Raw genomic sequence first — 18,514 nt, 5'->3', positions numbered from 1 at the left:
TTTACATGATCAATAAATAGGCGCCGCTTAGCGTTAACAACGCAGCAAAACCACGTTGAAATAACAGACCAAGCTGATTTTTAAAACTGGCCAGATAAACGCCCGCACTGAGTAAAATTATTGTGGCCAGCAACATACCTGCTACGGCAGCCATGCCATTACCGGCAGCCACCAGTTCCTGACCATGAACAAAGCCATGTAACAGCGCAAACACGGTGGTCAACACAAGTTGCCATACACGATTGAAAGATGTATTTAATAAAATCACCAGGCCCATTGCCAGCACACTGACGGCAATAGCGGCTTCAATAAACGCCATTCCCGGAATCATGGCTCCTAGCACCACTCCTCCCAGCATAAATAACACAAACTGAAGTGGTAGCTGCCAACGGGCGGCTGATTGAGATTGACCTGCCCAATATCCCACCGCCAGCATCACCAACAGGTGATCAATGCCGGTAAAAGGATGACTAAAACCACTGACAAAATTGGCCATATCATGGCCAGGATGCGCAAACGCAATGGCCGGGAAAGCCAGCGTGCCCAGTAGCGTTAAAATCATTTTTTTCATGTCATTTCCTTGTTTGTTAAGACGATTAATTCAACATTAACCCCTGCTTTTCAATAAAAGCGATGATAGTTTCCAATCCGTCTTCCTGCTTCAGGTTGGTAAACACAAACGGTCGTTCACCACGCATACGTTTTGAATCGCGATCCATGACTTCCAATGAAGCCCCTACCAGCGGCGCTAAATCGGTTTTATTGATCACCAGCAAATCGGATTTGGTAATTCCTGGTCCACCCTTTCGTGGAATTTTCTCACCAGCAGATACATCGATAACGTAGAGGGTCAGATCGGATAATTCCGGACTGAAGGTAGCCGCCAGATTATCGCCACCACTTTCCACAAATACGATATCCAATGGGGCGAAGCGTTTACTTAGCTGGGCAACTGCTTCCAGGTTCATTGACGCATCTTCACGGATGGCGGTATGCGGACACCCACCCGTTTCAACCCCAATAATGCGGTCTGCTGACAGCGCTTCGTTGCGCGTTAAAAACTCGGCATCTTCTTTGGTGTAAATATCATTGGTCACCACCGCAATATTATATTTATCGCGCAATCGCTTACATAAAGCCAGCGTTAATGCCGTTTTACCGGAACCAACTGGTCCACCAATGCCAACTCGTAAAGGTTCTTTCATCTTATATTTCTCTTAGTCATGAGCGGAATAATCTGGAATATTGGGTTTCATGGCGACAACCGGCAATACTCAATGCGGGGCAAAAGTTATGAATATCTTCATCCGGCAACTGCAGGGCTTGCTCCACCAATGAGGGCAGGATCATCGCTAACTCTGACAAAATGCGCTGCCCGACCACTTGGCCTAACGGTACCGTTTTCATTACTGCACTGACCTGATTTTCCAAAAAAGACCAGGCATAGGTATGCAACATGTCACTGTCAGAAATTTCCCAGCACAATGCACTGACTGAATAAACGGTTGGAAAGGCAGGCTGCTGCAGGGAACCACTTAATAAAACGATCTGCGACGGCCATGTTGCCAAATCACGCTGCAGTCGAAGTAACGAATACGCCATTTGGCGTGTTTCCGCTAATGCCTCACTGCTGTCACGGCCTGCCTGATAGAACTCATCCCAATATTGAATCTGCAGACCATCCATCTGCTGCCAGGCTTTGTATAATCTCAGCAAGATCGGTAATTCAAAGTGGGCAAAATACGTTGACAGTACGTCACCTATCCATTGTCTGGCAGTGTTGATATTACTCACATCTCCACTTTCAATCGCCCACTCCAGTCCTTGCGAATAACTGTAAGCCCCAACCGGCAACATGGGGCTGGCAAGCTGTAGCAGACGGGAGAGCGAAGCCGAACTCATGTTAGTGGCTATGCCCATGCGTATGAGCATGCTCGTCGTGATGATGGTGATGTCCAGCTGCAGCATAAGCACCGGATTCCGGTTCAAACGGGGCTTGTAATTCTTCAACATCAACACCTAAGCCCAGCAACATATCTTTAAGCACAGAGTCGGCTTCCAGCTTGAGCCAGTCATCACCAATTTCCAGCGGCACATGACGGTTACCCAAATGATAAGCCGCTCGCGTTAAAGCCTTTGAAGTGGTAGCAGTCACTTTCATTACGGCCTGATCTGCTGCGATGACTTCAATAACTTCGCCGCTATCTGCCCTCAGAAAATCACCTCCGCGGAGGATAGTGCCGCGCTGCATATACAATGCCGCTTCGGCACCCGATTGTAGCGTGACACGAATACGGCTTTTCTGACGCAAATCAAAACTTAAACTGACCACATCCGTGATCACGGTATCGGCATGGATATGATCAAGTTTGGTGGAAATCGATAACATGTTTGAGTCTGGCCTAATTGAATTACTAAAACAGGAAATAACGTTGTGCCATCGGCAGTTCGGTTGCGGCTTCACAAATCAAGAATTCACCATCAGCTAAAACTTGATAGGTTTCCGGATCCACCTCAACTTTGGGCGTTGCATCATTCAACACCATGTCTTTTTTACTGATATTACGGCAATTTTTCACGGCGACCAGCGGCTTTTGTAGATTTAATGCTTTGACTGCCGGATTGCTCAGGGCCGCTTCCGATACAAAGGTTAATGACGTTTTTAAGGCTTTGCCAAAACTGCCAAACATTGGCCGATAATGTACCGGTTGAGGAGTGGGAATTGATGCATTGGGATCACCCATGGCGGCGGCAGCGATCATGCCACCTTTTAAAATCAGTGTCGGTTTAACGCCAAAAAAGGCCGGACGCCACAATACCAAATCGGCAAATTTACCAGCCTCGATCGAACCAACTTTATGTGAAATACCATGGGTGATCGCCGGGTTAATGGTGTATTTGGCAATATAACGTTTCACCCGTAAATTATCGGCATCGCCATCACCACGCTCGGCATCTTCTTTCAAAGCACCGCGCTGTGTTTTCATTTTATGTGCGGTCTGCCAGGTTCGAATCACTACTTCACCCACCCGGCCCATCGCCTGTGAGTCGGAAGACATCATCGCAAAGGCACCGGTATCATGCAGAATATCCTCTGCAGCAATGGTTTCACGACGAATACGCGACTCGGCAAACGCCACGTCTTCGGCAATTGACGGATCCAGATGATGGCACACCATCAGCATATCCAGATGCTCGTCCAGCGTATTGATGGTAAATGGCCGTGTGGGATTGGTTGATGATGGCAACACATTGGCCGAACCAATAGCTTTGATAATATCTGGAGCATGGCCGCCACCGGCTCCTTCGGTATGAAAGGTATGAATGGTGCGTCCTTTAAAGGCATCCAGCGTCGTTTCAACAAACCCTGATTCATTTAGCGTGTCAGAGTGGATCGCGACCTGAATATCCATCTCCTCAGCTACACTCAAACAATTATCAATTGCCGCCGGTGTGGTACCCCAATCTTCATGCAATTTAAGTCCGATAACCCCAGCTTCGACCTGCTCTCTGGCTGGCTGCGGCTTAGAGACATTACCTTTACCAAAAAAACCCATATTCATTGGAAAGGCTTCGGCAGCTTCCAGCATTCGATGAATATGCCAAGGGCCAGGTGTACAGGTCGTGGCATACGTTCCGGTTGCCGGGCCGGTACCACCACCCAACATCGTCGTGACACCTGACATTAATGCTTCTTCAATCTGTTGTGGACAGATCCAGTGAATATGACTGTCTATCCCGCCAGCGGTGAGGATCATACCCTCTCCGGCAATGATTTCGGTTCCAGCACCTATGGGAATCGTGACATTGGGCTGGATGTCCGGATTACCCGCTTTACCGATTGCCCAGATATGACCCTCTTTGATAGCCACATCTGCTTTAATAATGCCGGTGATGGCATCGATGATCAGTGCATTGGTGATGACGGTATCGGCTACCTCAATGGCAGATAATTGGGATTGTCCCATTCCATCACGAATAACTTTACCACCACCGAATTTTACCTCTTCACCATAAGTGGTGAGATCCTGTTCGACTTCAATCCATAATTCGGTATCGGCGAGACGGATTTTATCGCCCTGAGTGGGACCAAACATTTCAGCATAGGCTTGCCGGTCAATTTTCAAACTCATGATAAGGCTCCCATTACTCGACCGGCAAAACCATAGACTTGACGTAATCCCGACAGTGCTACTAATTCCACCGTGCGGGTTTGGCCCGGCTCAAACCTTACCGCTGTGCCAGGTGCAATATTCAAACGAAAGCCATATGCCTTTTCGCGATCAAATTGCAGAGCATCGTTGACTTCAAAAAAGTGATAGTGAGAACCAATCTGTACCGGGCGGTCACCGCTGTTAGAAACATCGATAATGACCAGCTCACGATCGACATTCATCGGTATCTCCCCTGCCTTTACACGCATTTCACCAGGAATCATGATCTCTCCCTCAGATAATCGGATTGTGAACGGTCACCAGCTTGGTGCCATCGGGGAAAGTCGCTTCGATCTGGATTTCCGGCAGCATTTCAGCAATACCGTCCATGACGTCATCTCGTCCTAACAGTGTTGCACCATAATCCATTAATTCTGCGACGGTCCGGCCGTCACGCGCCCCTTCCATAATTGCGGCGGAAATATAGGCAACCGCTTCAGGATAATTGAGCTTCAAACCACGGTCTTTCCGTCTTTCAGCAACCAGTGCTGCGGTAAATATCAATAATTTATCTTTTTCTCTTGGTGTCAGTTCCATTGCTTTCCAGCCTCGTTTATCTATGTCTAAGTCGCCCAAATACGAGGGCGAACCGCCTCACGTTTGCCATACCACGGGCGTAGGCAATGCCATATTTTTTCAAAATAGAGTTTCGCTTCTTGTGCACAGGGACCGATGTAACGTGCGGTAAAAATCTCGGGTAACGCTGAAACGCCGACACGAGCAGAAGAATCCAGGCTGATTTGCTGACAAGCCTGCAAAATGTCGGTTGGAGTCTGCCCGGCTGCCACCACAAAACTGCCAAACACGACGTGACTTTGCAGTCCCGCCATCGCCTTCAGCACCTTGCTTTCAGGGCTGAGAACGGCGGATTCATTCCAAATCAGTCTGCCTTCACGTTTTATCAGTAATTGTTGACGAAAGTGCCCCGTTTGCCAACGTTCGCCGCTGGCCTGCCTACCCAGACAAATCACTTCCCAACCGGCAAAAGTGCCCGATTCACTTAAGTTAACCTGCGTTTTTAATGCCACGTCCGCCCCGTCAAAAACAATGTTTTCCTGAGGCAGCCATTCCAGTTGACTCTGTTCCTCGATGCTCATTTCAATATACTGACTGGCTTGGCGTCCGGCTGATTTATACCATTTGGTGGCACCGGGAGTCGTTAATAAGGCAGCGCTTTCGGGCTGCATTTCTACCGTTAACTGTAAGCGATCGCCGCCAGCAACGCCGCCCGGAGGATGAATGATAACGCCATGGGCCGGATTATCTCCTTCAGGGTAGAGGACTTTTTGAATAACTAATGGCCCGTGGTGCTGGCGACGGGCGAGGATAGTTTTGTTGGCGCGGCTATCAAATATCAGTTTCAGACTGGCATCCCAGCCAGTCATCAACTGATTAATTGCTGTTTTTTCAATTTGTTGTGTTACTGGTATAACTGGTTCTGAGCGCACATTCATGCCAACACACTCCTTCATGTTGTGCATAGAGCATCATATTTGGGCTCCAATAACAATTTTTATACCGTCAGATACTTTTTAATCATCGCGGCATTCACATCTGCACGCATATCTTCGTGAATGAACTTACCCTTTTCAATCACGATAATCCGATCAGCAATATCCATGGTAAAACTCAATACCTGCTCGGAGACAATAATCGTTATCTCACGCATTTTACGAATTTCGTTCAACACTTTTGCGATGTCTTTGATGATGGATGGCTGAATACCTTCTGTCGGTTCATCCAACAACAAGACTTTAGGGTTGGTCACCAGTGCACGGGCAATCGCCAACTGCTGTTGTTGACCACCCGACAAATTGCCGCCCTTACGATGCCGCATATCATGCAATACCGGGAATAGTGAAAATATCTCTTCCGGAATCGATTTCATCCTGGAAACCTGCAACCCGGTTTCAATATTTTCCTGCACCGTCAGATTTGGAAAAATCATCCGCCCTTGAGGTACATAAGCAATACCGTTTGCCACACGCTGATGACTTTCCATTCCTGTCAGATCCACACCATCAATGCCAATCCTGGTTGTCTGGCTTGGCAAAATCCCCATTAATGATTTGAATAACGTGGTTTTTCCCATGCCATTGCGACCCATAATCGCCAGGGTCTCATTTTTCTCGGCTTTAAAGCTGAGCTCGTGAATAACCTGACTTTGACCATAACTTACTTGTAAATTTTCTACTTCAAACATGGTTAATCTCCCAGCTTCCAATCAATGCCCAAGATAGACTTCAATGACTTTTTCATCCGCTTGAACCTTATCCATCGGGCCTTCAGCAAGGATTTTTCCCTGGTGCAGCACGGTGACTTTGCGGGCGATTTTTTTGACGAACTCCATATCATGCTCAATCACGATGACCGATCTGTTTTCACAGATCCGGTTGAGTAATTCAGCAGTTTCATCACGTTCCTTGGCACTCATGCCGGCGACCGGTTCATCCAGCATCAATAATTCCGGGTCTTGCATCAGCAACATGCCAATCTCCAGCCACTGCTTCTGGCCATGACTCAGAATGGCGGCTTCGGTATCGAGAAATTTATCCAGTTGAATTTCTTTGGCTACTTCATTAACTCGCTTTATGACTTCATCGGTGGTTTTGAAAAACAAGCTGCCAAATACGCCACGGCCTTCGGGATAGGAGACTTCCAGATTCTGATACACCGTCAGATTTTCATAGATTGATGGGGTTTGAAATTTACGGCCAATGCCGGCCCGAACGATTTCATGTTCGGCCATTTTGGTCATTTCTTTGTTTTTAAAACTGATTGAGCCGGAACTGGATTTGGTTTTACCGCAAATCAAATCCAGTAGGGTCGTTTTACCCGCCCCATTGGGGCCTATAACGACTCGTAGCTCATTTTTATCGATATACATGGTTAACGAATCAACTGCTTTGAAGCCATCAAATGAAACCGTGAGATCTTCAATAGCCAGCAAAAAATCTGTTGTGGTAGTCATTATTTTGCTCCCTCAGTGGTTGCATCAGCTTCTATTTTGGCGGATTCCGTTGTGGTTTCTGCTTTCTCTGATTTTGAAAACAGCGGCCGTAAAAACTTCACTTTTGGGCCATATTTGTTGTAAATCCCGGCTAAACCATTGGGGAAGAACATGACCACCGCGATAAACAGACCGCCCATCAGGAATAACCAAAGCTCAGGAAAGGTTTCAGAAAAAGCGGTTTTACCGGCGTTGACCAGTAATGTGCCGTAAACCACACCAATTAACGACATACGTCCACCGACGGCGGCAAAGATAACCATTTCAATGGAAGGAACGATGCCAACAAATGACGGTGACATAAAGCCGACCTGCAGAGTAAACATCGCTCCACCAATGGCAGCTATAACTGCCGACACACAAAATACAAAGATTTTGAAGTTAGAGACGTCGTAGCCAGAAAAGCGTACCCGGTCTTCTTTATCTTTCATGGCCAGCAGGAGTTGGCCAAATTTGCTGGTGAGAATGAATTTACTCACCATAATCACACCTAACAATAAAAAGGCGTTGATAAAGTAGAGAATATATTTGGAAGAATCTTCGCGAATATCCCAGCCATTGAGTGTTTTCAGATCGGTAATACCATTGATACCGCCAGTAAAGCCTTGCTGTCCAACGATTAACACCGTCAGAATCACCGCGATAACCTGCGTGATGATGGCAAAGTAAACCCCACCTACCCGACGCTTGAACATCGAATAACCGATGATAAAAGCAAAGATCGACGGTACCAGAAGTATAGCTAACAAAGTAAAGGTGAAACTTTCAAATGGCACCCAGAACCAGGGTAATTCGGTCAGCTGATTCCAGTCCATAAAGTCCGGAATACCGGGGGTTGTTTGAATACTGGTGCTTTCCGGATCTGACGCTTCCAGTTTGAGGAACATCGCCATTGCATAACCGCCAAGACCAAAGAAAATCCCCTGTCCCAGGCTTAAAATGCCACCGTAACCCCACAACAACACCAGACTCACCGCGGCAAAAGCATAGGTCAGATATTTACCCACCAGATTGAGGCGGAATAAATCCAAAGCCAGTGGTAACACCACTAAAATCAGTAAGGCGAGGATACCGATCGCAATCGCTCCGCTCTTACCACCCAAAAATCGTTCATAGACAAAATTCATCTTTATCTCCTGCTGGTTATTTACGAACTTTGATTGAGAACAGACCTTCAGGACGCATCATCAAAATGATGACCAAGGCCAGCAAGGTGAATACTTTTGCCATCGAACCACTGATGAAGAATTCAAGAATGGATTGTGCCTGTGCAATAGTGAACGCTGAGGCAATGGTGCCGAACAAGCTCGCTGCACCACCAAATACCACGACCATGAATGTATCCACGATATATAAAGAACCTGAAGTTGGCCCTGTTGAGGCAATCGTGGTGAATGCTGCACCGGCAATACCGGCAATACCGCACCCCAATGCAAACGTCAGACGATCCACTTGTTTGGTGTTGATTCCCACGGCGCCACTCATCACACGGTTTTGCGTGGTCGCACGAACATTCAACCCCCAGGTTGAGCGAAACATCAGGATATAAACACCTAGAGTGACAACAATGGTCAAGCCCAATACAAACATGCCGTTTATCGGAATAAAGATGGTGTCAGTCGGCATCCAGGAGCCCATCAACCAGTCCGGCAAAGTCGGGCTGACTTCACGTGCACCAAAAATCGAACGAAATGACTGTTGCATGATCAGGCTTAATCCCCACGTGGCCAGCAAAGTATCCAGGGGCCGTTTATAAAGATGCCTGATAAGTACAAATTCTGTAATGTAGCCAAATAGTCCCGCTACCAGGAATGAGGCCACGATGGCCACCAAGAAGTAATAATTCATAAACTCAGGAAAATACGTCTGAGTCACTACGGAGAGTAGGTAAGTCGTATAAGCTCCCATCGCCATAAATTCGCCATGGGCCATATTGATAACGCCCATTTGTCCAAAAATAATTGCCAGTCCTAATGCCATCAGAAGTAACACACTGAAAAGGCTGATCCCGGCAAAGCCCTGCATGGCTAGAATTGAAGTCAATTCTTGTATTGAAAACTCACCCATAACGGATACTCCGTAACATTTTCCGATTAATCAAAGGTTTAATTCAAACCTCAGGCCTTCTTTCACTCAACAGGCTGGCCAAAGACCAGCCTGTTTTTTTAAGTGAACTTATCGTTCGATCTATTGGTAACCTTCTGGGAATGGATTTGGCTCAATCAAGTCAGACTCATATACCACTGTCGCTTGACCGTCTTTATTCCATTGACCAATGCGGGTTTTGCTCCACAAGTGATGGTTAGGATGCAGCTTGACGTAACCTTCTGGCGCCGTAGTTAATTCGATATCGTCTTCTTCAGAAGCCGCAACCACTTTATCGACATCGAAACTACCGGCTTTCTCAACTGCTGCTTTCCATAGCCAAGGGCCAAGGTAAGCTGCTTGCGTTACGTCACCGATAACACTGTCTTCGCCATGCATTTCTTTAAATGCTTTTACAAAGGCAACGTTGTTCGGGTTATCCTGGCTTTGGAAGTACTTCATGACTGAGTAGAAACCTTCCAGGTTTTCACCACCAATACCCAACACTTCATCTTCTGTAACCGACAGAGTCAGCAGGGTTTGATTTTTCGAAGTGATACCCGCCGCATTCAACTGTTTGAACCAGGCAACGTTACTGCCACCTACTACTGCAGCGAAGATAACGTCAGGTTTTCTCAGACGGATTTTGTTGATAACCGAACCGAACTGGGTATCACCCAAAGGCTTGTATTCTTCACCAACCACTTTTCCGCCCAGTACTTTCTCAATGTGGATCCGGGCAATTTTCATTGAAGTACGTGGCCAGATGTAGTCAGAACCAATCAGATAGAACGTTTTGGCCCCTTTTTCTTTGGCAACCCAATCCAAACCGGCAAGGATCTGTTGAGTGGCTTCCTGACCGGTGTAGATGACATTTTTAGATTGTTCCAGACCTTCATAGAACGTCGGGTAATACAGCAAACCATTTTCTTTCTCGAAAACCGGTAAAGCGGCTTTACGTGATGCGGAAGTCCAGCAACCGAATACCGCAGCAACATTGTCATTTACCAACAGTTTTCTGGATTTTTCAGCAAACGTTGGCCAGTCACTGGCACCATCTTCCTGAATGATTTCAATCTGGCGACCGAGAATACCGCCACTTTCATTGATCTGTTTGATGGCCAGTTTTTCAGCTTCCTGCGCACCGGTTTCACTGATTGCCATAGTGCCAGTTAAGGAATGCAGGATTCCCACCGTTACTGTGTCATCCGTTACTGCCATACCGGTAGTGTTAACTTCAGCGGTTGGATAATCCGCTGCCATTGCACTGCTGGTAATAAAGCCTGCGGCAACCATGGCACTTAGCAGTGCGCCGGTTTTACCTAAAAATTTTCGTCGACTAAAGTAGCTCATCGTGTATCTCCTGTTAGCAAATTAGAGTGAACAGCGTTGTTCCGAACGGTTTTGTTTTGGGGCTCAATGACCGAGCATCCAGGGTCTAGCGGTTTTCTTGGTTTGCATCATCAGGCCATTGGGATTGCTGTTGGCCTGAGAGGCTGTTCCGGCTTTACCGGTGGAATCCGTTTTACACGTGTGTGTTCCTGAACAACCACAACTGGAACGCCGCACTTGTTTCGGTTCATGGGCAGACTTTTCATTACGTTCTCTAGCCACCCGAGTGTTTCGGTCCATCAAGGCGAGATAAGGGGCGGAAATAATCCGCACCGCCATTTCACCACACTCCACACACTCCACCGAGTCAGCGGCTTCGCTCATTTTGCGAAGCGCGGTGAAGTCGCCACAATGCTCACATCGGTAGTCATATATCGGCATAACGTGATATCCCGTTTTAAGATGTCGAACTTAAATCAAAGCCCTGGGTGACAAATTGCGATGGGCCATCTGCCGTCGGGTTGATGTTGAAATCAAAGATCTCGGTTGGGATCCACAACGTGGCACAGGCATTCGGAATATCCACCACGCCGCTAATATGACCTTGAACTGGGGCGGTACCTAGAATCGATAGTGCCTGCTCACCGGTGTAACCGAATTTCTTCAGATATTCGATGGCATTCAGACAGGCTTGACGATAGGCAACATGAACATCCAGGTAATGTTGTTTGCCCTGCTCATCTACCGAAATCCCTTCAAACATCAGGAAGTCACTGTAAGTCGGTGTTAACGGGCTGTTTTTGAACAATGGGTTTTTGATACCGTATTTCTTTACGCCATCTTTGATCAGGCTGACTTTGATATCGATATAACCGGCCATTTCGATGGCACCACAGAAAGTGATTTCGCCATCACCTTGTGAGAAGTGAAGGTCGCCCATGGAGAGGCCACCATCTTTCACATAGACCGGGAAGTAGATTTTCGAACCTTTGGTTAAATCCTTGATATCGCAGTTACCACCGTGTTCACGTGGCGGAACGGTACGAGCACCTTCTTTTGCTGCTTTGGCGGCTTCATCACCTTTCAAACGGCCCATTACTGCAGCCTGTTCATTAGGTGGCAATGCCAGAGGTGGGACACGGTCCGGTTCGGTTGCAATCAACTCGGCTTCACGTTTATTCCACTCTTCCAGCATTTCCCGTGATGGCAAACAGCCAATCAGTCCGGGATGCATAATGCCGGCGAATTTCACATTTGGAACGTGGCGCGATGTGGTGTAAATACCGTGGAAATCCCAGATGGATTTACGTGCTTCAGGGAAGTGATCGGTTAAAAATCCACCACCATTTTCTTTGGAAAAGAAGGCGTTAAAACCCCATTGTGAATCTTCAAAGGTGCCGACATCTAAAATATCAACCACCATCAAATCACCGGGCTCTGCACCTTCCACCCCAATCGGGCCGCTAAGATAGTGGACTTGTAACAAGTCCACATCACGAATGTCATTGGCACTGTCGTTGTTGCCGATCTGGCCACCCGTCCAATCCATACATTCCACGCGGAATTCATCGCCCGGTTTGACCATGGCAACCATCGGAATATCAGGATGCCAGCGATTATGGATTTGTCCGTCCTGTTCCCAGGGTTTTTTATCTAAATCAAGTTTTACTAAGGTTTTCATCGGTATCTCCTACACTGAAGAAACGTTTTGCCAGGTAATATTTGGCTTAAAATTGCAGCTGCATTGAAACGACGAACTGATCTTGATCCGCTAGTCCTTCTCTTTCCAAGTCGCGATAAACCGCGGTAACAGAAGCGTTGTAGCCATCAATGAAGTAGTTCACCCCAAAATCTGTACGCTCGATTTCACCGGCATCAGCATCAAAGTTTTGGTAACGAACGAATGGCATGAACTGGCCCCAACCCACTCTCTGGTTGAAGATGTAACCAGTACTGACGTAATAGGCTTCACCCTGCTCTGATAGGAATACATCATCAGTGTCATAATCGAAGTAAGCGGCTTCAAGAGATACCGCTCCGGCTGTAAGTTTTTTCTCTACCAGTAAATCAACTGTCCACTGAGAGTAGTCACCTACTTCTGTTGTTGAAGCGGCACCATCACCTTTATGACGACCGGCCAAACCGATAGTGAAAATATCTTTGGTGCCCAGATAGTTACCGGTACCGTAATAACCGGGCTCTTTATCCCAGAAGCTGTATTGCAGACGACCGGCATACATCAGATCATCATCTTGATCGGCATTATCGGTAACGTCGCCTACCCCACTGAATTCGAAAATTTTGTCGCCTTCAAACGCACCGAATGAATACGCCAGACGCTGGTCGAATGCGGTGGCAACTAACGCCACACCATCATCACGGCCGATGGTGCCGCCATTCCAGCCATAACGCGCGGTAATGTTTGCCCAGTAACCGTCACCCGAGGTGTAATACGGTCCTGCCATATTGGCGCGGCTGCTTGGTGACAGGAAACGACCGGCCCAAATCGCCATATCGGGTGTGAACTGAAAAATACCGGCGGCATCAATCACCTGGAATGTGTCGTTTGCACCTGATTTTTCTGAGTTGAACATCCCTTTGATATATTTGTTTAATGAACCCGAGACATACAAACGAGCACTATCCAGTTCAAAATCGTTGGTATTGCCGCCATCATTTGCCGCATCTTCAATGTTGCTGTAACTGCCACGCATACCAAATCCAACACTGATGTATTGGTCTTCACCAAAAGTGATCGTGCCTGCTGCTTGAGTACTGGCCACTGGGGCCAGAGTAGCTGTTGTGGCCAAGGCGACCAGATAGGCAACTTTGTTCATTTTTTTCATTTTTCATCTCCCGAAAATATATAAAGCTTTGTTGTTGAATTCGCCTCGGTGCTCATCAACCATTCATTTCGAGAGCCATACTAGTCAGCTGGGTCTGCAGCTTAAATACGTCAAATTGCGTACATGGGTTACGTAACGTTTCGGTTACTCTTGGGCTAAGTCTTCAAACAACAAATAGCTAAGGAGAAAAAATGAAACGCCAATCCATTCACACCATTGGTGCTCTGTGCTTATTAAGTACTTTGTTCGTGCTGTCGGGCTGTGGAGGTGAGTTCAGTTATAAACGGGGGGCAACGGCCACTGATTTTCAGAGTGAAAAAGAGCGTTGCGAGTCCGATTCAAGCACTGAACAGGAGATTGATGCCTGTCTGCAGCAACAGGGCTGGTTGGTGGTCGGACCAGATAAACCCTTGATTCCACTGAGTCGAGGCGAAACCAAAACCATTGCGGTCGCGGATGATGCCCTGGCTGAAGTCGACGACAAACCCGCTGATCCCATGGAAAAATTACAGGTGAATTCCTGGTGGCAAATGGGTGCGGGCCCAGAAAAATTAATGACTGATAGTGAAGCCTGTCTCGCTGAACTCGGTGAAGCACATTCACCCGAAGCCAATATGAGTCTGGTCACCAGAGGCTTGTTAGGCTGTATGCAGAAAAAAGGCTGGGCCGCTTTATTGCAACAACAATGACCGGCTAATCCACTCAGAAAGCGGTTGGGTGGGCTGCAATATGTCTGTGTCGGGATTTAGGGCATAAGTATTGCAGTCCCACTTACATCATTACTATCTGAACAAAGGGAATGAGCATGATGCAGCTGTGGCGTGATTATGATCCCGGAGAGTTCTATGATGAGCTGATGTACGATCAACATCAGCCAAGACACTTCAGCTATAAGCTGCTGGATTATCTGAAATCCATGCGGAAAGAGGCATTTGAACAACGCATTGTGGATTCTGAACTCGAAATACTGGAACGTGGTATTACCTTCACGGTATATAGCGACGCTGGCAATATCGATCGCGCCTGGCCCTTCGATATTATTCCCCGCATCATTCCCAAACGAGAATGGGATTGCACCGAAAAAGGGCTGGTGCAACGCATTCGTGCCTTAAATATGTTCATTAATGATATTTACAATGATGGCAATATCATTCGCGATGGCTTGATCCCTGAAGAGGTGGTTTTTCAATCCAAAGGCTATCGACCTCAATGCAAAGGCATGCAACCGGTACATGGGATTTGGGCACATATCTGTGGGTCGGATTTAGTTCGTGATAACAACGGCACCATGTATGTACTGGAAGACAATTTGCGGGTGCCCTCCGGGGTGGCTTATATGCTGGAAAACCGTAAAACCACCAAGCGGGTGTTGCCTGAGTTATTCAAACTGCTGCACATTAGCCCTGTAAATGATTATCCCTCACACCTGTCGGCAATGTTGGCATCTCTGGCACCTGATATTGCCAAACCTAATATGGTGTTGCTGACTCCCGGTATCTATAACTCAGCTTATTTTGAACATGCCGCTTTGGCTCAACAAGCGGGATTAACGCTGTTGGAAGGCGCCGATCTGACTGTTGCCAATGATGGTTATGTGTATATGAAAACCATTCATGGATTGGAAAGGGTCGACGTGATTTATCGACGCATAGATGATGATTTTATTGATCCCTTGGTGTTTCGTGAGGATTCCACTTTAGGCATCCCCGGGATCATGCAAGCCTGGCGTGATGGGAAAGTCGCTATTGCCAATGCCCCCGGCTGCGGGGTTGCCGATGATAAGGTGATTTATGCTTATGTGCCGGCGATGATCCGCTATTACTTGAATGAAGAGCCGTTACTGCCTAATGTGCCGACCTGGATGTGTCGCGATCCCGAACAATTGCAGCATGTTCTCGACCATTTACCCGATCTTGTCATCAAACCCGCCAATGAGTCCGGCGGTTATGGCATGTTGGTGGGCCCCCATTCCAGTGAAGAAAAAATTGAAGAGTTTCGCCGGTTACTTATCGCCGATCCCAACAATTACATTGCTCAACCAACCTTAAAACTATCAGTTTCGCCCACCAGTTGCGGCGATCATATTGCACCGCGTCATGTGGACTTACGCCCGTTTATCCTGTCTGGCAAAGATAACTATGTGACTCCTGGCGGTCTGACCCGTGTGGCATTGGTCAAAGGTTCGCTGGTGGTTAACTCTTCTCAAGGTGGTGGCAGTAAGGATACCTGGATAGTAGATGATTCCTATTTTGGAGGGCTTAGCTGATGCTGTCACGGGTGGCTGAACGCGTTTACTGGCTGGCCAGGTATCTGGAACGGGTTGAAAATACGGCCCGATTGATCAATGTCCACACCGGTCTGCTGATGGACTTACCCAGAGATGTCGAAATCGACTGGTTCACGCTGGTCACCATTTTCGATGCCGATATGTTCTATCACGCTAACTTTGATCAGATAAATGAAAATAATGTGATGCAATTTTTGCTGGCGGAACCCAACAATCCAATTTCTCTGCTTAATTCTCTATCGGCTGTTAGAGAAAATGCCCGGACTTCTTTGGATATCCTGCCGGAAGAAACCTGGGAACAGGTCAATGAACTGTATTTACTGGTGAAGAATGAAATGGCCGCCATCAGTAATCGTCGGCGGCGTCAGCAATTGCTACTGACCATTATGGAACGTTGCCAAACGGTATGGGGCATATTGGCTAATCATATGAGCCGTAATCATGCCTATCATTTCATGCAAACCGCTAAACATCTGGAACGTGCAGACATGACCAGTCGAATTCTGGAAATGACTTCATTGTTGATGGCCGAAAACCGCAGTGAATCATTGCGAGCTGCAGAAGGCATTTTGTGGACACATTTATTACGCGCATTAAGTGCGCAGCAGATGTACACTCAAACACATAGTTCATCGATGAATGCCGATGGCGTGTTAACGTTCCTGATACGTGATGAAGCTTTTCCACGGTCATTATTCTTTTCGCTGAAAGCCATTGGCCGGTATTTGTGGCCTTTGCCACAGTCCACCCCAACATTGGAACATCACCAACAACTTATGTCCGAGATGTTTACTGAAAGACTGAATGAACTGCCTGCCGAGATGATCCATACCCGTATGGATGATTTACAGGCCAAACTCGCCGAGTTAAGCAGTCAAATCAGCCAGCAATGGTTTCACCCGGATCGATCTGTCGCATGAGGCGTTTTTATTGTCATTGCGGGCAAGAAGTTTTTTTTGATAACACCTACTGCAACCGTTGTAACAGTATTTTAGGTTTCGATACCGAACAGCAAAAGCTGATTAGCATTGAACCCTTTAAAGGTCAGTTTCGTTCGGTGCAATTACCGGAACAACACTACAAGCGCTGTATGCATCATCAGCATTTGATGCAATGCAACTGGTTATTGCCTGTCGGTGATATTTTTACCCAGTGTCTGTCCTGTCGTTTAACGCGGGTTATCCCCAACCAGAATTATCCTTACAACGTTAAACGCTGGGCCGTCTTAGAGGCAGCTAAACGTCGGATGATCTATGGTTTGTTGCGGCTGGGTTTACCTATCCATCAATGGCCGGCAGCAGATACCCAGCAATTGCAGTTCCATTTTCTGGAAGATCAGATCAGTAACCCGATAGATGGGCATGAACAGGTTTTCAGTGGTCATGCGGCCGGTATTATCACGCTGAATGCCTCCGAAGCTGACACAAGTTACCGTGAAGCCACTCGTGAAGCAATGAATGAGCCTTACCGCACATTGTTGGGCCATTTTCGCCATGAGATTGGCCATTTCTACTGGGAAAAACTGATTAAAAATCAGCCGATTTATACTCAGTTTAAAGCGTTATTTGGGGATGATACTGTTGATTATTCTCAGGCCTTGGCAACCTACTATGAAAAGGGGCCGCCAGAGGATTTTCAACAGGAATATATTTCGGCCTATGCCAGTGCCCATGCCCTGGAAGATTGGGCGGAAACCTGGGCCCATTATTTATTGATGTATGAGACGCTGGAAACAGCTGTAGAGTTTGATGTCATTCATCCACCCGAAACTGATCGGGAATTTCATGTCTGGCTATCCGAGTGGATGCAATTGGCACTGGTATTAAATGCGCTCAATCGTAGTATCGGTAATGCCGATGCCTACCCGTTTGTTGTCTCAACCCGGGTGCAAAAAAAGCTGCAATTTATACATGATTTGATGCAAGGCTAACGGGTCGTTTCCCCCCAGCGCTTGGGGTGCATTAACTTACTGTTCGCTGAAACGCGGCATCTCGGTAAAAGCTTGTCGCAGCTTGTCTCCCCACGCCTTCCTTAATTCAATAAGATAAGGGTGCTCGGCTCCAAACCGATAGTGAGCACTCATTACAAAACTATCTTTTTTATACATTAACACTTCGATCGGTGGTCCCACGCTGACATTACTCTGCATGGTTGAGTCCATTGAAATCAACGAGCAGGTTGCTGCATCCAGCAACGAAGTGTCCGGGCGGATAAAACGATCCAGCACCGGCTTGCCGTACTTGCTTTCACCAATCTGCAAGTAGGGCGTTTCTCTGGAACTGGTAATGTGATTACCTTGAGGGTAAATCATGTAGGCTTGTGGCGGGCCGCCCTGGATCTGGCCGGCAAGTAATAATGTGGCTTCAGGCGCAAAACCGGAAGCTTCATTTTCAGAGTAACGACGAATGCGGCTACTGAGAATTTCACCGATATAATCCGCTGTGTCCGATAAATAACTCAACGTATTTAAATTGCGCGCCTGACCTTCCCGAACATCACGATGAATCTGCTCAACAACAAATTGTGTGGTGGCAAGGTTGCCTGCACTCATCAAAACCAGGCATCGATCGGCATGGGTCTCAAAGCGAGTCATTTTGCTATAAGTACTGACCTGGTCAATTCCGGCATTGGTCCGGGAATCGGATGTCAGCACTAATCCTGCATCCAAGGTAATGGCTACACAATAAGTCATACAAGCCTCTGAATTTATCACTACAAAGATAGTCGACATTTATCTGTA

At 47.2% G+C, this 18,514-nt stretch carries 21 protein-coding genes; 4 read left to right on the top strand and 17 right to left on the bottom strand.

Annotated elements, in window-relative coordinates; genetic code table 11:
• Window position 1: 1 nt before the first annotated feature.
• From LGT40_RS15255 to LGT40_RS15180, 16 genes are all read right to left on the bottom strand, one after another.
• The gene (locus LGT40_RS15255) at window positions 2-571 is read right to left on the bottom strand and encodes a HupE/UreJ family protein (RefSeq protein ID WP_226076374.1); all 570 of its coding nucleotides are present in this window, start codon (window positions 569-571) and stop codon (window positions 2-4) included.
• Window positions 572-596: 25 nt separating this feature from the next.
• Window positions 597-1,205, bottom strand: coding sequence for an urease accessory protein UreG (ureG, locus tag LGT40_RS15250; protein ID WP_226076372.1), 609 nt, complete (start codon window positions 1,203-1,205; stop codon window positions 597-599).
• Window positions 1,206-1,221: 16 nt separating this feature from the next.
• Window positions 1,222-1,968: an urease accessory protein UreF gene (locus LGT40_RS15245; RefSeq protein WP_226076370.1), complete on the bottom strand. Its 747-nt coding sequence runs from the start codon at window positions 1,966-1,968 to the stop codon at window positions 1,222-1,224.
• Entirely contained in the window at window positions 1,904-2,389 is a 486-nt protein-coding gene (gene ureE, locus LGT40_RS15240) for an urease accessory protein UreE (RefSeq protein ID WP_226076367.1), read from the bottom strand. Before ureE ends, LGT40_RS15245 begins: the two co-directional genes overlap by 65 nt.
• A 25-nt stretch (window positions 2,390-2,414) precedes the next feature.
• Complete coding sequence (ureC, locus tag LGT40_RS15235) at window positions 2,415-4,133, bottom strand: urease subunit alpha (protein WP_226076365.1); 1,719 nt, start codon at window positions 4,131-4,133, stop codon at window positions 2,415-2,417.
• The gene (locus LGT40_RS15230) at window positions 4,130-4,438 is read right to left on the bottom strand and encodes an urease subunit beta (protein ID WP_226076363.1); all 309 of its coding nucleotides are present in this window, start codon (window positions 4,436-4,438) and stop codon (window positions 4,130-4,132) included. The genes ureC and LGT40_RS15230 overlap by 4 nt, the downstream gene beginning before the upstream one ends.
• Before the next feature lie 10 nt (window positions 4,439-4,448).
• On the bottom strand, window positions 4,449-4,751 hold the full coding sequence (gene ureA / locus LGT40_RS15225; protein WP_226076361.1) for an urease subunit gamma: 303 nt from the start codon (window positions 4,749-4,751) through the stop codon (window positions 4,449-4,451).
• A gap of 26 nt (window positions 4,752-4,777) precedes the next feature.
• Window positions 4,778-5,668 carry an urease accessory protein UreD gene (locus LGT40_RS15220; protein WP_226076359.1) on the bottom strand — a complete coding sequence of 297 codons (891 nt, stop codon included), beginning with the start codon at window positions 5,666-5,668 and terminating at the stop codon, window positions 4,778-4,780.
• A gap of 59 nt (window positions 5,669-5,727) precedes the next feature.
• Complete coding sequence (gene urtE / locus LGT40_RS15215; protein WP_226076356.1) at window positions 5,728-6,417, bottom strand: urea ABC transporter ATP-binding subunit UrtE; 690 nt, start codon at window positions 6,415-6,417, stop codon at window positions 5,728-5,730.
• A 21-nt stretch (window positions 6,418-6,438) separates the two neighbouring features.
• On the bottom strand, window positions 6,439-7,185 hold the full coding sequence (urtD, locus tag LGT40_RS15210; protein WP_226076353.1) for an urea ABC transporter ATP-binding protein UrtD: 747 nt from the start codon (window positions 7,183-7,185) through the stop codon (window positions 6,439-6,441).
• Window positions 7,185-8,351, bottom strand: a complete 1,167-nt coding sequence (gene urtC / locus LGT40_RS15205) for an urea ABC transporter permease subunit UrtC (RefSeq protein ID WP_226076341.1) — start codon at window positions 8,349-8,351, stop codon at window positions 7,185-7,187. The genes urtD and urtC overlap by 1 nt, the downstream gene beginning before the upstream one ends.
• A gap of 16 nt (window positions 8,352-8,367) precedes the next feature.
• Window positions 8,368-9,291 carry an urea ABC transporter permease subunit UrtB gene (gene urtB, locus LGT40_RS15200; RefSeq protein ID WP_226076338.1) on the bottom strand — a complete coding sequence of 308 codons (924 nt, stop codon included), beginning with the start codon at window positions 9,289-9,291 and terminating at the stop codon, window positions 8,368-8,370.
• Between the two features lie 120 nt (window positions 9,292-9,411).
• On the bottom strand, window positions 9,412-10,662 hold the full coding sequence (gene urtA / locus LGT40_RS15195; RefSeq protein ID WP_226076336.1) for an urea ABC transporter substrate-binding protein: 1,251 nt from the start codon (window positions 10,660-10,662) through the stop codon (window positions 9,412-9,414).
• 63 nt (window positions 10,663-10,725) lie between these two features.
• The gene (locus tag LGT40_RS15190; RefSeq protein WP_226076333.1) at window positions 10,726-11,082 is read right to left on the bottom strand and encodes an FmdB family zinc ribbon protein; all 357 of its coding nucleotides are present in this window, start codon (window positions 11,080-11,082) and stop codon (window positions 10,726-10,728) included.
• 16 nt (window positions 11,083-11,098) lie between these two features.
• Window positions 11,099-12,322 (bottom strand): formamidase, encoded by a 1,224-nt coding sequence (gene fmdA / locus LGT40_RS15185; RefSeq protein ID WP_226076330.1) that lies wholly within the window; start codon window positions 12,320-12,322, stop codon window positions 11,099-11,101.
• 46 nt (window positions 12,323-12,368) lie between these two features.
• A complete protein-coding gene (locus tag LGT40_RS15180; RefSeq protein WP_226076327.1) occupies window positions 12,369-13,487 on the bottom strand; it encodes a putative porin in 1,119 nt (372 codons plus the stop codon).
• Window positions 13,488-13,678: 191 nt separating this feature from the next.
• Between LGT40_RS15180 and LGT40_RS15175 the strand changes: the two genes are divergently transcribed.
• The 4 genes from LGT40_RS15175 to LGT40_RS15160 all read left to right on the top strand — a co-directional run bounded on the left by LGT40_RS15175 (window position 13,679) and on the right by LGT40_RS15160 (window position 17,704).
• A complete protein-coding gene (locus tag LGT40_RS15175; RefSeq protein WP_226076323.1) occupies window positions 13,679-14,176 on the top strand; it encodes a hypothetical protein in 498 nt (165 codons plus the stop codon).
• A gap of 116 nt (window positions 14,177-14,292) precedes the next feature.
• Entirely contained in the window at window positions 14,293-15,753 is a 1,461-nt protein-coding gene (locus LGT40_RS15170) for a circularly permuted type 2 ATP-grasp protein (RefSeq protein WP_226076315.1), read from the top strand.
• Entirely contained in the window at window positions 15,753-16,694 is a 942-nt protein-coding gene (locus LGT40_RS15165) for an alpha-E domain-containing protein (protein ID WP_226076313.1), read from the top strand. Before LGT40_RS15170 ends, LGT40_RS15165 begins: the two co-directional genes overlap by 1 nt.
• Window positions 16,691-17,704, top strand: a complete 1,014-nt coding sequence (locus tag LGT40_RS15160; protein ID WP_226076311.1) for a zinc-binding metallopeptidase family protein — start codon at window positions 16,691-16,693, stop codon at window positions 17,702-17,704. Before LGT40_RS15165 ends, LGT40_RS15160 begins: the two co-directional genes overlap by 4 nt.
• A 36-nt stretch (window positions 17,705-17,740) precedes the next feature.
• On the opposite strand, the gene LGT40_RS15155 is transcribed toward LGT40_RS15160, so the two are convergent.
• Window positions 17,741-18,466: a proteasome-type protease gene (locus tag LGT40_RS15155; RefSeq protein WP_226076308.1), complete on the bottom strand. Its 726-nt coding sequence runs from the start codon at window positions 18,464-18,466 to the stop codon at window positions 17,741-17,743.
• Window positions 18,467-18,514: the final 48 nt, after the last annotated feature.

Source organism: Methylophaga pinxianii (assembly GCF_020447225.1).
Taxonomy (GTDB): Bacteria; Pseudomonadota; Gammaproteobacteria; order Nitrosococcales; family Methylophagaceae; genus Methylophaga; species Methylophaga pinxianii.
This window is presented reverse-complemented; position numbering and strand designations above follow the sequence as displayed.

Coding starts and splice junctions, on each gene's coding strand:
- fmdA (WP_226076330.1), bottom strand. CDS start 12,322: ATGAAAACCTTAGTAAAACTTGATTTAGATAAAAAACCCTGGGAACAG.
- urtC (WP_226076341.1), bottom strand. CDS start 8,351: ATGAATTTTGTCTATGAACGATTTTTGGGTGGTAAGAGCGGAGCGATT.
- LGT40_RS15245 (WP_226076370.1), bottom strand. CDS start 1,968: ATGCTGCAGCTGGACATCACCATCATCACGACGAGCATGCTCATACGC.
- LGT40_RS15230 (WP_226076363.1), bottom strand. CDS start 4,438: ATGATTCCTGGTGAAATGCGTGTAAAGGCAGGGGAGATACCGATGAAT.
- LGT40_RS15160 (WP_226076311.1), top strand. CDS start 16,691: ATGAGGCGTTTTTATTGTCATTGCGGGCAAGAAGTTTTTTTTGATAAC.
- ureA (WP_226076361.1), bottom strand. CDS start 4,751: ATGGAACTGACACCAAGAGAAAAAGATAAATTATTGATATTTACCGCA.
- ureG (WP_226076372.1), bottom strand. CDS start 1,205: ATGAAAGAACCTTTACGAGTTGGCATTGGTGGACCAGTTGGTTCCGGT.
- LGT40_RS15255 (WP_226076374.1), bottom strand. CDS start 571: ATGAAAAAAATGATTTTAACGCTACTGGGCACGCTGGCTTTCCCGGCC.
- LGT40_RS15165 (WP_226076313.1), top strand. CDS start 15,753: ATGCTGTCACGGGTGGCTGAACGCGTTTACTGGCTGGCCAGGTATCTG.
- LGT40_RS15175 (WP_226076323.1), top strand. CDS start 13,679: ATGAAACGCCAATCCATTCACACCATTGGTGCTCTGTGCTTATTAAGT.
- urtB (WP_226076338.1), bottom strand. CDS start 9,291: ATGGGTGAGTTTTCAATACAAGAATTGACTTCAATTCTAGCCATGCAG.
- LGT40_RS15180 (WP_226076327.1), bottom strand. CDS start 13,487: ATGAAAAAAATGAACAAAGTTGCCTATCTGGTCGCCTTGGCCACAACA.
- LGT40_RS15190 (WP_226076333.1), bottom strand. CDS start 11,082: ATGCCGATATATGACTACCGATGTGAGCATTGTGGCGACTTCACCGCG.
- urtD (WP_226076353.1), bottom strand. CDS start 7,185: ATGACTACCACAACAGATTTTTTGCTGGCTATTGAAGATCTCACGGTT.
- LGT40_RS15220 (WP_226076359.1), bottom strand. CDS start 5,668: ATGAATGTGCGCTCAGAACCAGTTATACCAGTAACACAACAAATTGAA.
- ureC (WP_226076365.1), bottom strand. CDS start 4,133: ATGAGTTTGAAAATTGACCGGCAAGCCTATGCTGAAATGTTTGGTCCC.
- urtE (WP_226076356.1), bottom strand. CDS start 6,417: ATGTTTGAAGTAGAAAATTTACAAGTAAGTTATGGTCAAAGTCAGGTT.
- LGT40_RS15170 (WP_226076315.1), top strand. CDS start 14,293: ATGATGCAGCTGTGGCGTGATTATGATCCCGGAGAGTTCTATGATGAG.
- urtA (WP_226076336.1), bottom strand. CDS start 10,662: ATGAGCTACTTTAGTCGACGAAAATTTTTAGGTAAAACCGGCGCACTG.
- ureE (WP_226076367.1), bottom strand. CDS start 2,389: ATGTTATCGATTTCCACCAAACTTGATCATATCCATGCCGATACCGTG.
- LGT40_RS15155 (WP_226076308.1), bottom strand. CDS start 18,466: ATGACTTATTGTGTAGCCATTACCTTGGATGCAGGATTAGTGCTGACA.